The 14,516-nt window shown below is 67.4% G+C and carries 13 protein-coding genes; 1 reads left to right on the top strand and 12 read right to left on the bottom strand.

All coding sequences use genetic code 11. The features are described from left to right. Nucleotides 1-34: 34 nt before the first annotated feature. The 12 genes from metK to pyrR all read right to left on the bottom strand — a co-directional run bounded on the left by metK (nt 35) and on the right by pyrR (nt 12,936). Nucleotides 35-1,270: a methionine adenosyltransferase gene (gene metK, locus AC2JAJ_RS17555; protein ID WP_486415025.1), complete on the bottom strand. Its 1,236-nt coding sequence runs from the start codon at nt 1,268-1,270 to the stop codon at nt 35-37. A 109-nt stretch (nt 1,271-1,379) separates the two neighbouring features. Next, nucleotides 1,380-2,621 carry a bifunctional phosphopantothenoylcysteine decarboxylase/phosphopantothenate--cysteine ligase CoaBC gene (coaBC, locus tag AC2JAJ_RS17550; protein ID WP_221384886.1) on the bottom strand — a complete coding sequence of 414 codons (1,242 nt, stop codon included), beginning with the start codon at nt 2,619-2,621 and terminating at the stop codon, nt 1,380-1,382. Nucleotides 2,622-2,659: 38 nt separating this feature from the next. After that, nucleotides 2,660-2,920: a DNA-directed RNA polymerase subunit omega gene (rpoZ, locus tag AC2JAJ_RS17545; RefSeq protein ID WP_003800778.1), complete on the bottom strand. Its 261-nt coding sequence runs from the start codon at nt 2,918-2,920 to the stop codon at nt 2,660-2,662. A 16-nt stretch (nt 2,921-2,936) separates the two neighbouring features. Next, nucleotides 2,937-3,530, bottom strand: coding sequence for a guanylate kinase (gene gmk / locus AC2JAJ_RS17540; RefSeq protein ID WP_221384884.1), 594 nt, complete (start codon nt 3,528-3,530; stop codon nt 2,937-2,939). 44 nt (nt 3,531-3,574) lie between these two features. Further along, nucleotides 3,575-3,892, bottom strand: coding sequence for an integration host factor, actinobacterial type (mihF, locus tag AC2JAJ_RS17535; RefSeq protein ID WP_221384882.1), 318 nt, complete (start codon nt 3,890-3,892; stop codon nt 3,575-3,577). Between the two features lie 112 nt (nt 3,893-4,004). Next, nucleotides 4,005-4,865, bottom strand: coding sequence for an orotidine-5'-phosphate decarboxylase (pyrF, locus tag AC2JAJ_RS17530; protein ID WP_486415026.1), 861 nt, complete (start codon nt 4,863-4,865; stop codon nt 4,005-4,007). Further along, a complete protein-coding gene (gene carB / locus AC2JAJ_RS17525) occupies nt 4,858-8,172 on the bottom strand; it encodes a carbamoyl-phosphate synthase large subunit (RefSeq protein ID WP_486415027.1) in 3,315 nt (1,104 codons plus the stop codon). Before carB ends, pyrF begins: the two co-directional genes overlap by 8 nt. Then, a complete protein-coding gene (carA, locus tag AC2JAJ_RS17520; RefSeq protein ID WP_486415028.1) occupies nt 8,172-9,473 on the bottom strand; it encodes a glutamine-hydrolyzing carbamoyl-phosphate synthase small subunit in 1,302 nt (433 codons plus the stop codon). Before carA ends, carB begins: the two co-directional genes overlap by 1 nt. Next, the gene (locus AC2JAJ_RS17515) at nt 9,454-9,975 is read right to left on the bottom strand and encodes a PH-like domain-containing protein (protein ID WP_486415029.1); all 522 of its coding nucleotides are present in this window, start codon (nt 9,973-9,975) and stop codon (nt 9,454-9,456) included. The genes carA and AC2JAJ_RS17515 overlap by 20 nt, the downstream gene beginning before the upstream one ends. After that, complete coding sequence (locus AC2JAJ_RS17510) at nt 9,975-11,327, bottom strand: dihydroorotase (RefSeq protein WP_473697141.1); 1,353 nt, start codon at nt 11,325-11,327, stop codon at nt 9,975-9,977. The genes AC2JAJ_RS17515 and AC2JAJ_RS17510 overlap by 1 nt, the downstream gene beginning before the upstream one ends. Further along, nucleotides 11,327-12,352 carry an aspartate carbamoyltransferase catalytic subunit gene (locus AC2JAJ_RS17505; protein ID WP_486415030.1) on the bottom strand — a complete coding sequence of 342 codons (1,026 nt, stop codon included), beginning with the start codon at nt 12,350-12,352 and terminating at the stop codon, nt 11,327-11,329. Before AC2JAJ_RS17505 ends, AC2JAJ_RS17510 begins: the two co-directional genes overlap by 1 nt. Continuing rightward, nucleotides 12,349-12,936 (bottom strand): bifunctional pyr operon transcriptional regulator/uracil phosphoribosyltransferase PyrR, encoded by a 588-nt coding sequence (pyrR, locus tag AC2JAJ_RS17500; protein ID WP_221384870.1) that lies wholly within the window; start codon nt 12,934-12,936, stop codon nt 12,349-12,351. The genes AC2JAJ_RS17505 and pyrR overlap by 4 nt, the downstream gene beginning before the upstream one ends. A gap of 190 nt (nt 12,937-13,126) precedes the next feature. On the opposite strand from pyrR, the gene AC2JAJ_RS17495 reads away from it, so the two are divergent. Continuing rightward, on the top strand, nt 13,127-14,404 hold the full coding sequence (locus tag AC2JAJ_RS17495) for a PrsW family intramembrane metalloprotease (protein WP_486415031.1): 1,278 nt from the start codon (nt 13,127-13,129) through the stop codon (nt 14,402-14,404). Nucleotides 14,405-14,516: the final 112 nt, after the last annotated feature.

The raw sequence follows: 14,516 nt of genomic DNA, 5'->3' as shown, positions 1-14,516 counted from the left end.
TGACATCGCAGCTGCCGCCTTGGGAAGGAGCAGGTCAGGCGTTGAAGTATGCCTTCAGGTCGTCCACCCGGTCCAGCCGCTCCCAGGTGAAGTCGGGCTCGTCCCTGCCGAAGTGGCCGTGCGCGGCCGTCTTGGCGTAAATCGGGCGCTTGAGGTCAAGGGCATCGATAATAGCCCGGGGCCGGAGGTCGAAGATTTCCGCGATGGCCGCACTGATCCGCGCCGGGTCCACCGTCTCGGTGCCGAAGGTCTCCACGTAGGTGCCGACGGGACGGGCCTGGCCGATGGCGTAGGCAATCTGGATCTCCGCGCGCTTGGCCAGTCCGGCCGCCACGACGTTCTTGGCAACCCAGCGCATGGCATAGGCGGCGGAGCGGTCCACCTTGGACGGATCCTTGCCGGAGAAGGCGCCGCCGCCGTGGCGGGCCATGCCGCCGTAGGTGTCGACGATGATCTTGCGGCCGGTCAGGCCGGCGTCCCCGACGGGGCCGCCGATGACGAACTCACCGGCAGGATTAAGGATGTTGGCGGCGCGCGAGATGTCCAGGTTCGCGGCGGCGAGCACCGGCCCGATGACGACGGCGGCGAGGTCCGCACGGAGCTGCTCCAGGCTGGCGCCTTCCGCATGCTGGCTGGAAATCACCACGGTCTCCACGGAGACGGGTACGTCCTTGTCGTAGCCCACGGTGACCTGGGTTTTGCCGTCCGGACGCAGGTACGGGAGCTGGCCGGTCTTGCGGACATCGGTGAGGCGCTCGGAGAGCCGGTGCGCCAGCCAGATGGGGGTCGGCATGTAGGACGGGGTCTCGTCGCTGGCATAGCCGAACATGAGGCCCTGGTCGCCCGCGCCCTGGAGGTCGTAATCGTCCTCCTGGCGGCCTTCGCGCGCTTCCAGCGAGTTGAAGACGCCGCCGGCGATGTCGTTGGACTGCTGGCCGATGGAGACGGACACACCGCAGCGGGCACCGTCGAAGCCGTTGGCTGAGGAGTCGTACCCGATCCCAAGGATAGTCTCGCGGACGATCTGTGGGATTTCGACGTAGGCGTCGGTAGTGACTTCGCCGGCCACGTGGACCAGGCCGGTGGTGGCCATGGTTTCGACGGCTACCCGGGATTCGGGGTCGGCAGCCAGCAAGGCATCCAGGATGGCGTCACTGATCTGGTCGCAGATCTTGTCCGGGTGGCCTTCGGTGACCGATTCGGACGTGAACAGCCGGAGCGCGGAGGGCGTAGCCCCATGGGTCTGGGGAAGGTGCAGCGGTAAAGTCACTCAACTACCTTACTGGTTGGAGTCCGTTCACCCGTCAGGGAGAAGTCTCTAGATGTCCCTGTGCTAAGTGAACGTGGCGGGAAACACTTGGGCCGGGGGCGGAACAGGATCAGTTCACTGACAGACGGTTCAGTTCAAGGCTGATGCGGCTGATGATGGCATCGGAGACCTCAGCCTTGGTTCCCGACGCTTCCTGTGGTTCGGAGCCGGCACGCGAGAGGATGACCACGGAATTGGAGTCCTGCCCGAAGACCTTGTCCGTTCCGACATGGTTGACCACCAGCAGGTCGCAGCCCTTGCGTTGCAGTTTGGCTTCGCCATAGGCCAGGACGTCGCCCTCGCTGTCGCCGGTCTCGGCCGCGAAGCCCACGATGAGCTGGCCGGCGGCGACGGCGGCCGGCTGGCTGTTGCGCCGTTCCACCAGCTCCTGCAGGATGTCGGGGTTCCGCACAAGGGTGATGACGGGATCGGCGGTGTCGTCCCGCTTCTTGATTTTGGTGTCCGACACATCGGCAGGCCTGAAGTCGGCGACGGCGGCGGACATGATGAAGACGTCCGAGTCCGCGGCGGCCTCAAGCGCGGCGGCGCGAAGCTGCAGGGCGGTTTCCACCCGCACCACTTCCACGCCGGATGGTGCGGGGACGTCCATGTGGGCTGCCAGCAGGCGGACGGTGGCGCCGGCGTTGCGCGCCGCTACAGCCAGGGCAACACCCTGCTTGCCTGAGGACCTGTTGCCAAGGAAACGGACGGGGTCCAGCGGCTCGCGGGTACCCCCGGCGCTGATGGTGACGGTGCGTCCGGCCAGCGGGAGCTGGTAATCGGTCCGGCCCTGGACCAGGGCCATGGCGGCTTCGAAGATTGCCTCGGGCTCGGGCAGCCTGCCCGGGCCGGAGTCGGCACCCGTCAGCCTGCCGGAAGCGGGTTCCAGGACTGCTGCCCCGCGGGTGCGAAGGGTTTCGACGTTGGCGCGGGTGGCAGGGTGCTGCCACATTTCCGTGTGCATCGCCGGCGCGAACAGCACAGGACCATGCGCCATCAGCAGGGTGTTGGTGAGAAGGTCGGCAGCCTGTCCGGTGGCGGCCTTGGCCAGGAGGTCGGCCGTGGCCGGCGCGACCACCACCAAATCTGCCTCGTGGCCCAGGCGGACGTGGTTGACCAGGTGGACGTCGTCGAAAACGCTGTTGCTGACCGGATTGCCGGAGAGGGCTTCCCAGGTGGCGGTGCCCACGAAGCGGGTGGACGCCTCCGTGGGGATGACCGTGACGTCATGGCCGGCTTCAGTAAAAAGCCGGAGGAGCGATGCCACCTTGTAGGCGGCGATCCCTCCCCCGACTCCGAGGACTATGCGCACGTGACCTCCGTCAACAGCGAGTCAGGTAAGCGGCAGGATTACTCTGCGGCTTCGATCGGCGTGGAAACCAGCTTGCCTTCGTTGATCTCGCGCAGGGCGATCGAGAGCGACTTTTCGTTCAGCTTGGTGTCAACCAGCGGGCCGACGTATTCGAAGAGGCCCTCGTGCAGCTGGGCGTAGTAGGCGTTGATCTGACGAGCACGCTTGGCACCGAAGATCACCAGGCCGTACTTGGAGTCGGCTGCCTCGAGCAGCGAGTCGATCGGCGGGTTGATGATGCCTTCAAGGTTCGTGGACACGAATTTCTCCAAATTCCTAGCGGGCTGACGGTTCCGGCAGGTGTGGATGCGGTGTCAGCCCCATGAGTGAAACAAGCTCGTCCGCTGCCCGGCGGACGTCGTCGTTGATGACGGTGTGGTCGAACTCCGGTTCAGCAGCAAGTTCAAGTTTAGCGGTTTCCAGCCGCCGCTGCTGTTCTTCGGGTGTTTCGGTGCCCCGGCCCACCAGCCGGCGGACCATTTCGTCCCAGCTGGGAGGGGCCAGGAAGACGAACTGGGCGTCCGGGACGGCAGCCTTGACCTGGCGTGCGCCCTGCAGGTCGATTTCCAGCAGCACCGACCGGCCTTCAGCAATGGCCCGGTTCACCGTGCTCTTGAGCGTGCCGTAGGTGTTCTGCCCGTGGACGACTGCCCACTCCAGGAGCTCGCCGTCGGCGATGAGCTGCTCGAACTCCTCCCTGGACTTGAAGAAATAGTGGACTCCGTCCACCTCGCCCGGCCGGGGTGCGCGGGTGGTGGCTGAAACGGAGAGCCAGACCTCGGGGTAGTTGTCACGGATGTAGGTGGACACGGTGCCTTTGCCAACAGCCGTCGGACCTGCGAGGACTGTCAGTCCCGGTTTCTTGCTCACGTATTCCTTTGCCGGAGGTTGGGAGGGCAGGCGCCTGGCCTGCCCTAATGCTCGTCTATAAAATCTACCAGCGCCCGGCGCTGGTGGACGCCCAGGCCCCGGACCCGGCGGGAGGCGGCGATCCCGAGCTGCTGCATGATGGCCGCCGCACGGACCTTTCCGATGCCCGGAAGGGCTTCCAGCAATTCGGAGACCCGCATCCGGGCCAGGGCGTCGTCCTGCAAGGCGGAGTTGATGATGTCCGCTGCGGACCTGTCGCCGTTCTTGAGGCTCTCCTTGGCTGCCGCCCGGGTGGCCCTGGCGGCAGCAGCCTTGCCCAGGGCCTCCGCCCGTTCCGACGCTGATAAAGGTCGCAGGACCATCAAGGACACCCCCGGGGATCGCCGGACTTGCTCCAAGGGCGGCCGCCCTTGGACCTGTCCTGAAACTACCCTCTGGTGCTGCCCGAATCAATGGATGGGGTGAAACGGGCAGCTATTGCCCGGCCAGCCCGTCGAGGGTCCGCCGGGCAGCTTCCCGCAGTTCCCGCAGGCCCGGGCCGGTCCGAAGGATGTCCCGGCTTGAGGTACCCAGGACTTGGGGATAGGCCGCACCGAAGGTGGCCCGCAGATCGGCGGGAGTGGCCCCTTGGGCGCCCAGCCCCGGCGCCAGGATGGGCCCATGGACCGCGGGCAGGTCGAGGCCGAGGTTTTTCAGGGCATCTCCCACGGTGGCGCCCACCACGAGGCCCACGGAGCCCAGGGATCCCGTGTAGCGGGAGTTCTCCGCCGCCGCGGCTGCGCAGATCCTGCGGGCCACGGAGTCAGCGCCTCCCACATGCTGCACGGACGCGCCCTCGGGGTTGGACGTCAGTGCCAGCACGAACACGCCGCGCCCGGTTTCCGCGGCGAGATCCAGCGCGGGCCGCAGCGATTCGAAGCCGAGGTAAGGGCTCAGCGTGACGGAGTCCGCCGCGAGCGGAGACTCATCCCGAAGCCACGCGTCTGCGTAGGCGGCCATGGTGGATCCGATGTCGCCGCGCTTGGCGTCGGCGATGGTGAGGACGGACTCGTCCCGGGCGCTGGCCAGCACCTCTTCCAGCACCGCCATTCCGGCAGAACCGTGGCGTTCGTAAAGTGCCACCTGGGGCTTCACGGCGGCAGCCAGCGAAGCCACTGCCTCCAGGACCGTCAGCGAGAATCGCCGAAGCCCCGCCGCGTCGTCGTCCAGCCCCCAGCTCTTCAAGAGCGCCGGGTGCGGGTCGATGCCGACGCAGAGCGGGCCGCGCGCTGCCATGGCCGCGCCGAGCCGGGAGCCGAACGGCTCCCGGCCGGGAGTGGAGACCTGCTCAGGCATGCTGCAGGGCCGCTTTCTGGGACTCGGCCAGCGCCGCGGCGTGCTCCTGCAGGCTGGTGACGGACCACTCGTACGTCCGCATGGCCTCGATGGCCTGGACCGCGGCATTGAACTCGGCCACCGTGGTGATGCACGGGATGCCGATGGACGTTGCCGCGGCACGCAGCTCATAGCCGTCGCTGCGCGCTTCGCCGCCGGAAGGCGTATTGAAGACCATGTCGATCTCGCCGGCCACGATCAGGTCGGCGATGGTGCCTTCGCCTTCGGCACTGCTGCCCTCGGCGACCTTCCGGACCGGTGTGGCCTGGATGCCGTTGCGGCGCAGGACATCGGCGGTGCCGCCGGTGGAGACGATCTCGAAGCCGAGGTCCGAGAGCCGCTTGACGCCCATGATCACGGAGCGCTTGTCCCGGTTGGCCACGGAGACGAAGACCTTGCCCTCGGTGGGCAGGGCGTTGTTGGCACCGGCTTGGCTCTTGGCGAAGGCGGTGTCGAAGTGCTTGTCAATGCCCATGACCTCGCCGGTGGAACGCATCTCGGGGCCGAGCAGCGAGTCCACCACCTTGCCTTCGAGGGTGCGGAACCGGCTGAACGGCAGCACTGCTTCCTTGACGGCCACAGGGGCGTCCAGCGGCAGGGTGGAGCCGTCACCGGTTTCCGGCAGCATCTTGTACGCGCTGCGCAGCTGGTTGATGGTCACGCCGGTGCCGATCAGGGCAGCGGCCTTGGCCATCTGGACACCGGTCGCCTTGGACACGAACGGTACGGTGCGGGAGGCGCGGGGGTTGGCCTCCAGGACGTAGAGGACGTCAGAGGCCAGCGCGAACTGGATGTTGATCAGGCCGCGCACGCCCACGCCCTCGGCAATGGCGCGGGTCGCCACTCGGACGCGTTCGACGACGTTGCTCCCCAGGGTGATGGGCGGCAGGACGCAGGCGGAGTCGCCGGAGTGGATGCCGGCTTCCTCGATGTGCTCCATGATGCCGCCCAGGTACAGGTCGGTGCCGTCGTAGAGGGCGTCGACGTCGATTTCGACGGCGTCCTCGAGGAACCGGTCGATCAGGACCGGATGGTCCGGGGTGATCTCGGTGGCGTTGGCGATGTAGCGGGACAGGTTGGGCTCGTCGTAGACGATCTCCATGCCGCGGCCGCCCAGCACGTAGGACGGGCGGACCAGCACCGGGTAGCCGATCTCGTCGGCGATCTTCTTGGCGTCCTCGAAGGACACGGCGGTGCCGTTCTTGGGCGAGACGAGGCCGGCCTTGTCCAGCACGCGGGAGAACGCGCCGCGGTGCTCGGCGAGGTCGATGGCTTCCGGAGAGGTGCCAAGGATGGGCACGCCGGCGTCGGCGAGCTGCTGGGCGAGCTTCAGCGGGGTCTGGCCGCCAAGCTGGACGAACACGCCCATGACGCCGCCGGTGCGTTCCTCGGCCGCGATGACCTCCAGCACGTCCTCAAGCGTCAGCGGCTCGAAGTACAGGCGGGTGGAGACGTCGTAGTCGGTGGAGACGGTCTCCGGGTTGCAGTTGACCATCACGGTCTCGTAGCCGGCCTTGCGCAAGGCCATGGAGGCGTGCACGCAGGAGTAGTCGAACTCGATGCCCTGGCCGATGCGGTTGGGTCCTGAGCCGAGGATCAGGATGGACGGCTTGGAGTGCAGCGCAACCTCGTCCTCCTCGTCGTATGCCGAATAGTGGTACGGGGTGTACGCGGCGAATTCGGCGGCACAGGTGTCCACGGTCTTGTAGACGGGACGGATGCCGAGGGCCTGGCGCACGCCACGGACCACTGCCTCGGAGTTGTGGGTCAGGGCGCCGATCTGTTCGTCGGAGAAGCCGTGGCGCTTGGCGCGCTTGAGCATGTCCGCAGTCAGGGCACCGGCCTCGCGGATCTCGCGGGAGACCTCGTTGAGGAGTTCGAGCTGGTCGAGGAACCAGGGGTCGATCTTGGTGGCTTCGAAGAGCTGCTCCACGGTGGCGCCGCCCAGCAGGGCACGCTGGACCTGGTGCAGGCGCTCGGTGGTGGGCCGCTTGGCCTTTTCGATCAGTTCGGCGACCTCCCACTCGGGGACGCTGCTAAAGTCCAGCTGCGAGCCCTTCTGCTCCAGGGACCGCAGGGCCTTCTGCAGTGCCTCCGTGAAGTTGCGGCCCATGGCCATCGCTTCGCCCACGGACTTCATGGTGGTGGTGAGGGTGTTGTCCGCAGCCGGGAACTTCTCGAACGCGAACCGCGGGACCTTGACCACCACGTAGTCGAGGGTGGGCTCGAAGGACGCAGGAGTCTTCTGGGTGATGTCGTTGGGGATCTCGTCCAGGGTGTAGCCCAGGGAGAGCTTGGTGGCGATCTTGGCAATGGCGAAGCCGGTGGCCTTCGATGCCAGCGCCGAGGAGCGGGAGACGCGCGGGTTCATCTCGATGACCACCACGCGGCCGGTCTTGGGATCGATGGCGAACTGGATGTTGCAGCCGCCGGTGTCCACGCCAACCTCGCGGATGACGGCGATGGCCACGTCGCGCAGCTTCTGGTACTCGCGGTCGGTGAGGGTCAGCGCCGGCGCCACCGTGATGGAGTCACCGGTGTGCACGCCGACGGGATCGAAGTTCTCGATGGAGCAGACGACAACCACGTTGTCGTTCTTGTCGCGCATCATCTCGAGCTCGTATTCCTTCCAGCCGAGGATGCTCTCTTCGAGCAGCACCTCGCTGGTGGGGCTGTACTGCAGGCCCTGGCCGACGATGCGGCGCAGGTCCTCTTCGTTGTAGGCCAGGCCGGAGCCCAGGCCGCCCATGGTGAAGGAGGGCCGGACCACCATGGGGTAGCCCAGGTCAGTGGCAGCTTTGAGGGCCTCGTCCATGGTGTGGATGATGTGGCTGCGGGCGGATTCGGCGCCGCAGCGCTCCACGACGCCCTTGAACTTCTCGCGGTCCTCGCCGAGTTCGATCGCGGCGATGTTCGCCCCGATCAGCTCCACGTTGTACTTCTCCAGCACGCCGTTCTTGTCCAGGGCGATGGCCGTGTTCAGTGCGGTCTGGCCGCCCAGCGTGGGCAGCACGGCGTCAGGGCGCTCCTTGGCGATGATTTTCTCCACCACCTCAGGGGTGATGGGCTCCACGTAGGTGGCGTCGGCGAACTCGGGGTCGGTCATGATGGTGGCCGGATTGGAGTTCACGAGGATGACGCGCAGGCCCTCCTCCTTGAGGACACGCAGGGCCTGGGTGCCGGAGTAGTCGAACTCGGCGGCCTGGCCGATGACGATCGGGCCGGAACCAATGACGAGGACGCTCTTGAGATCTGTACGTTTCGGCATTACTTCTTGTCCTCAGTCTTGTTGTCGGAATTTTTCGGCGTTGCCGATTCGGCGCCGGCGGAGTGGGCGGAGTCAACCGGATCCTTGGAGAGGTTGGCGGTGCGGCCGTCCCGCGTGCCTTCCATCAGGTCGATGAAGCGGTCGAAGAGGTACGCGGCATCGTGCGGGCCGGCGGCCGCCTCGGGGTGGTACTGCACGGAAAACGCGGGGATGTCCAGGCAGGCGAGGCCTTCCACGACGTCGTCGTTCAGGCTGACGTGGCTGACCTCCACCCGGCCGTAGCGTGACTCCGGAGCCTGGGTGGCGCCGTCGAGCGGTGCGTCCACGGCAAAGCCGTGGTTCTGGGAGGTGATTTCCACCTTGCCGGTACGCCGGTCCATGACCGGCTGGTTGATGCCGCGGTGGCCGTAGCGGAGCTTGTAGGTGCCAAAGCCCAGTGCGCGGCCCAGGATCTGGTTGCCGAAGCAGATGCCGAAGTACGGCAGCTTCTCGTCCAGGACTGAGCGCAGCAGCTTGACCTGCGCATCGGCGGTGGCGGGGTCGCCCGGGCCGTTGGACATGAAGAAGCCGTCCGGGTTCACTGCCTTGACGTCCTCGAGCGTGGCGGTGGCCGGCAGCACGTGGACGCGGACTCCGCGCTCGGCGAACCGGACGGGGGTCATGGCCTTGATGCCGAGGTCGATGGCCGCGATGCTGAAGCGGGGCTCTCCGTCCCAGCCGTGGTCCTTCGGTTCCACGACGTAGGCCTCGTCCACGCTGACTTCCTCCGCCAGGCGGGCGCCCTCCATGGGAGCGCTGGCCAGGACGGCGTCGAGCAGTTCCTTGTCCGTGGCCTCGGCGGCCCCACCGGAGAAGATGCCGGCCCGCATGGTCTTGTGTTCGCGCAGGTGCCGGGTGATGGCGCGGGTGTCCACGCCCTGGATACCCACGATTCCCTGCGCCACCAGCTCTTCGTCCAGGGAGCGCTCCGAGCGCCAGTTGGAGGGCCGGCGGGCGGCGTCCCGGACGATGTCGCCGGCCACCCAGATCCGCCGCGACTCGGCGTCTTCGCTGTTCACGCCGGTGTTGCCGATGTGCGGGGCCGTCTGGACCACCAGCTGGCGGGCGTAGGACGGGTCCGTGATGGTTTCCTGGTAGCCGGTCATACCGGTGGCGAAGACTGCCTCGCCGAGAGCGGTGCCGGTGGCTCCGTAGCTGGTCCCGCGGAAAATGCGCCCGTCTTCGAGGACCAGCGCTGCCGGGGTGGAGGTGGTTGCTGTCACTGTATTCGCTTTCACTGTCTTACTTTCCACTGGTGGCACCAGCCGCGGGGGCTGACGAAATCAATTCCTGAAGGGCCTGGTAGAGAACATCCTTGTCGGCGGCGCGGCGGGTGCGGAACCCGGTGTCCAGCGCGTGTGCGCCGAGCGTCCAGGCCAGCACCAGCAGGCCGTCCTTTTCCACGAACTTGCCCGCCATGCCGCTGTCCTGCCGGACGCCGGTAAGCGACGCAGCCGGAATGTAGAGGGCAGCCGCCCCCGACCGGTCGTACATGACGCCGTGCGGGTAGACCGCAAGGGTTGCGTTGGTGCGGATACCGAGGCCGTGCACGGCGACCCGGTCGAGCCAGTCGCCGCCGGTGGTAGTGGCCACGTACTGCCCCTCGGCGACGGCGAGGGGCTCCCCGGGTGCCGCGGGCACCTGGGGCAGTTGTTCGACGTCGGACTGGCGCTTCAGGCGGTTGCGCCAGCCAGCCCACATCATCACCAGCACGACGGCGATGATCGCCGCGGTGACGACCGCAGAGAGAAGCTTGGTGTCCATCAGGCCGCGCCAGCCGGGGTTGCGGCGGCGTCGGGGTGCGGGGTGTTGAGGGCGCCGTCCAGGACCGTGGGGTGTCCCCGGAAGAACGTGGCAACGACCTTGCCGGGCAGTTCGCGGCCCTTGAACGGTGAGTTGCGGCCCATCGTTGCCATCCGGCTGGGGTCGACGGTCCAGCGTGCCGCCGGATCCACCAGGATGAGGTTGGCCGGTTCCCCGGCCTCGATCGGCCGGCCCTGGTCGGTGAGGCGGCCGATCCTGGCGGCGGTGGTGGACGTAACCCTGGCGAAGTCGGCCCAGGTCATCAGCCCGGTGTCGATCATGGCGTGCTGCACCACGGACAGGGCGGTTTCCAGCCCGGTCATGCCCATGGCGGCCTGCGCCCACTCGCATTCCTTGTGCTCGCTGGGGTGCGGCGCATGGTCGGTCCCCACCACGTCGATCGTCCCGTCCGCCAGGCCGGCGCGCAATGCCTGGACGTCGGCGTCGGTGCGCAGCGGCGGGTTGACCTTGAAGACGGGGTCGTAGCTGCGCACCAGGTCGTCGGTGAGGAGCAGGTGGTGGGGGGTGACCTCGGCGGTGACGTCGATGCCGCGTTCCTTGGCCCAGCGGATGATCTCCACGGAACCCGCCGTGGAGACGTGGCACACGTGCAGCCGCGAGCCGACGTGCTGTGCCAGCAGGACGTCGCGGGCGATGATGCTCTCTTCGGCGACAGCCGGCCAGCCGGTGAGGCCGAGGACCGCCGACACGTCGCCCTCATTCATCTGTGCGCCGGCGGTAAGGCGGGGCTCCTGCGCATGCTGGGCCACGACGCCGTCGAACGCCTTGACGTACTCCAGGGCGCGGCGCATCAGCACGGGATCGTGGACGCAGATGCCGTCGTCGGAGAACATCCGCACCCGGGCGCGGGAATCGGCCATGGCGCCCAGCTCAGCCAACTGCTCCCCTGCCAGGCCGACGGTGACGGCACCCACCGGGCGGACGTCCACCCAGCCTGCCGCCTGCCCAAGCGTGTAGACCTGCTCCACGACGCCGGCGGTGTCCGCTACCGGGGTGCTGTTGGCCATCGCGTGGACGGCAGTGTAGCCGCCCAGTGCAGCGGCCCGGGTGCCGGTCTCGACGGTCTCGGCGTCTTCACGGCCGGGTTCGCGGAGGTGGGTGTGGACGTCCACCATCCCTGGGAGCGCCACCAGGCCGGCGGCGTCGATGACAGTGGCGCCGTGGTCCTGCCCTTCAGGCGACAGTCCGGTACCGATCTCGGCGATGATGCCGTCGCGGATCAGCAGGTCAGCGGGGTCGCCGCCGAGGACAGCGGCGCCCTGGATCAGGTAGGTTCCGGTGTTCGCTGCCATCAGTTGCTCTCCTTGCTGGATTGGGCGGCGGCATAGGCCGGGGCCCGGTTAATGGCTGTTTCCCGGGTGTCCCCGGAGAGCAGCAGGTACAGTGCGGCCATCCGCACGGACACGCCGTTGCGGACCTGCGCCAGGACGGTGGACCGGGGTGAGTCGGCGGCCGCTGCGCTGATTTCCAGGCCACGGTTCATGGGCCCGGGGTGCATGATGATCGTATCCGTCATGCCGAGGTCATCGAGGGCCCGGAGCCTGTTGTCGTCGAAGCCCCACCGGCGTGAGTATTCCCGGGTGCTGGGGAAGAACGAGGCGTTCATGCGTTCGCCCTGGACGCGCAGCATCATCACGGCGTCCACTCCGTTGAAGAGCGTCTCGTCCAGGTTGTAGCTGACGCTGCAGGGCCATTTGTCGACGCCGACCGGCAGCAGGGTGGGCGGCGCCACCAGCGTGACCTCCGCGCCGAGGGTACGCAGCAGCCAGACGTTGGACCGGGCGACGCGCGAATGCAGGACGTCACCGGCGATGGCCACGCGCATGCCTTTCAGGTCCGTCCCCTCGGAGCCGGTCCCGGACAAGCGGGCCCAGTGCCGGCGCATGGTGAAGGCGTCCAGGAGGGCCTGCGTGGGGTGCTCGTGGGTACCGTCCCCGGCGTTGATGACGGCGGCGTCGATCCAGTCGGTCGCGGCGAGCCGGTGGGGTGCACCGGAGGCCCAGTGGCGGATGACGACGGCGTCCGCGCCCATGGCGGACAGCGTCTGGGCGGTGTCCTTGAGGGATTCGCCCTTGGATACCGACGAGCCCTTGGCAGCGAAGTTGATGACGTCGGCCGAGAGCCGCTTGGCCGCGGCTTCAAAGGAGATGCGGGTGCGGGTGGAGTCTTCGAAGAAAAGGTTGACGACCGTGCGTCCGCGCAGCGCCGGAAGCTTCTTCACTTCCCGCTCCCCCACCGCCGACATCTCCTCGGCGGTGTCCAGGATGCGAATGGCGTTCGAAAGGCTGAGGTCCTCGGTGGACAGGAGGTGTTTCATGCGCCGCCCTCAATCACGACTTCGTTGACGGGCGCCCCGCCGTCGGGGGTGTCCGTCTCTTCGAGCCGGACCCGGACCTTTTCGGCTGAGGAGGTGGGGAGGTTCTTCCCCACATGGTCCGCCCGGATGGGCAGTTCGCGGTGGCCGCGGTCTATCAGCACGGCGAGCCGCACAATGCGGGGGCGGCCGAGGTCCACGAGGGCGTCCAGGGCTGCGCGGATGGTGCGGCCGGAGTACAGGACGTCATCAATAAGCACCACCACTTTGTTGTCGATCCCGGTGCGGGGCAGCCGGGTGGGGTACGGCGGCCGGGTGCCCTGGTGGGAGAGGTCGTCGCGGAACATCGTGACGTCGAGCTGTCCGACAATGGCGGAGGCATCAACGGAGTTGTCTGCGGCGGCGATTTTCCGGGCCAGCCGGACCGCCAGCGGGTAGCCGCGGCGCGGGATCCCCAGCAGGACAAGGTCCCGGGAACCCTTGTTGGCCTCGAGGATCTCATGGGCGATACGAGTCAGGGCCCGGTCGATGTCCGCCTGGCTGAGGACAACCCTGGCTGGAACCGGTGCGCTGGTGACAGAAGTCAACGCTCGTCTCCCCTTTCCCCGCCTCACAGGACGGAATTAAAAAAGGATCATGTGCTGTTCAAAATTACCACACGGCCTGCGCCGTCCCGGCGGGTGGGCGATGCGTTGATGGTCACACCGGCACGTGCGCGCCGCTCGTTGGCCGGCGCCATCCTTGGAGCCATGCCGGAGCGCGCTTAGGCTTTCGGGTATGCCAACCTATCCCCAGCAGCCCCCGCCCGGAACACCCGACGATCCCTACCGGGGGCCGGGCGGTTATATTCCGGGCCGGGCCAACCCCAGCTGGATGGGCCATGTGCAGCCCGGCAACTACCGTGCGGCGCCCGGCCACCAGGGCAGCCCGGTGGCGCCCGTGGTTCCACCGCAGGTGCAGGGAAACCTCGTACGGGCCGCCCGGACCCGCGGCGGACTGGTGGGAGTGACGGTGGCCGGCAGCGCCCTGGCGTTCCTGAGCCTGTTCCTTGTAGTGCCGTTCCTCCTCTCCAACACGGGAGCGGCGGGTTTCCTGATTGGTTTCGTGGCCTCCTTGATCCCGTTGTCGGTGGTCCTGTTGGCGGTCCACATCATCGACCGGTGGGAGCCCGAGCCCAAGCGGCTGCTGTTCTTCGCGTTTACCTGGGGCGCGGCCGTGTCCGTGGCCGTGACCCTGCTGATCCAGCCGTTCTTCGTCATCGCCTTCCAGTTTTCGGATGTGCCCGACCTGCAGACCTACATGGCCACCGTCCAGGCTCCCGTCGTCGAGGAATTTGCCAAATCACTGGGCCTGCTGATCCTGCTCCTGGCCGCCCGAAGGCACTTCGACGGACCGGTGGACGGAGTGGTCTTTGCCTTCACCATCGCCGGTGGATTCGCCTTCACCGAAAACATCCTCTATTTCGGCAGGGCCATCGCCGAATCGTCCAGCCCGGCCAGCGACTTTGCCCAGGTATTCTTCCTCCGGGGCGTCATGTCGCCGTTCGCGCACGCAATCTTCACGGGCACCACCGGACTCATCATGGGGTTTGCCGCACGGCGCTGGCACACCGGCGCCTCCGTGGGAGCCTTCTTCGTGGGCCTGCTGCCCGCCATGTTCCTACACAACCGATGGAACAGCATGGGCCAGGGCTTCCTGTTGGATTACATCTTTGTCCAGGTGCCCATCTTCGTGCTGGCAGTGGGCGGCATCATCCTCCTGCGGGTGGCCGAAAAGCGCCTCACCCGCCAGCGGCTGCTGGAGTACTCCGCCGCAGGGTGGTTCACGCCTGCCGAAGTCCAACTCCTGGCCACCCGGGCGGGACGGCGGACCGCCCTGGCGTGGGCAGCCAACTCCGGCAGGAAGCGGCAGATGAAGGAATTCCTGAAGGCGGCGACTCACCTTGCCAACACCAGGCAGCGCATCCTGAGCGGACGCGACGTACCGTTGCACCAGGCCGAAGAGAGGCAACAGCTGCAGAGGATCGTCACGCTCCGCGAATCGGTGACGGCGTAAGCGGCTCCCCGGCCCCGGTCAGCCGCGCTTCCTGGTCTTGTTCGCGGGCCCGTGCCTTCAAGGCCCGGACTAGCGAACAACACTAGGTTCTACGGCGGCTGCACCATTAACG

The organism is Arthrobacter sp. MOO21, assembly GCF_057369995.2.
Note: the sequence above shows the minus strand (reverse complement) of the source record. Positions and strands in the feature narration are given on the sequence as shown.

Bases quoted from the DNA above. Each gene is read 5' to 3' on its own strand.
- mihF (WP_221384882.1), bottom strand. From the start codon at position 3,892: ATGGTCCTGCGACCTTTATCAGCGTCGGAACGGGCGGAGGCCCTGGGC.
- pyrF (WP_486415026.1), bottom strand. From the start codon at position 4,865: ATGCCTGAGCAGGTCTCCACTCCCGGCCGGGAGCCGTTCGGCTCCCGG.
- carB (WP_486415027.1), bottom strand. From the start codon at position 8,172: ATGCCGAAACGTACAGATCTCAAGAGCGTCCTCGTCATTGGTTCCGGC.
- AC2JAJ_RS17515 (WP_486415029.1), bottom strand. From the start codon at position 9,975: ATGGACACCAAGCTTCTCTCTGCGGTCGTCACCGCGGCGATCATCGCC.
- AC2JAJ_RS17510 (WP_473697141.1), bottom strand. From the start codon at position 11,327: ATGGCAGCGAACACCGGAACCTACCTGATCCAGGGCGCCGCTGTCCTC.
- AC2JAJ_RS17505 (WP_486415030.1), bottom strand. From the start codon at position 12,352: ATGAAACACCTCCTGTCCACCGAGGACCTCAGCCTTTCGAACGCCATT.
- AC2JAJ_RS17495 (WP_486415031.1), top strand. From the start codon at position 13,127: ATGCCAACCTATCCCCAGCAGCCCCCGCCCGGAACACCCGACGATCCC.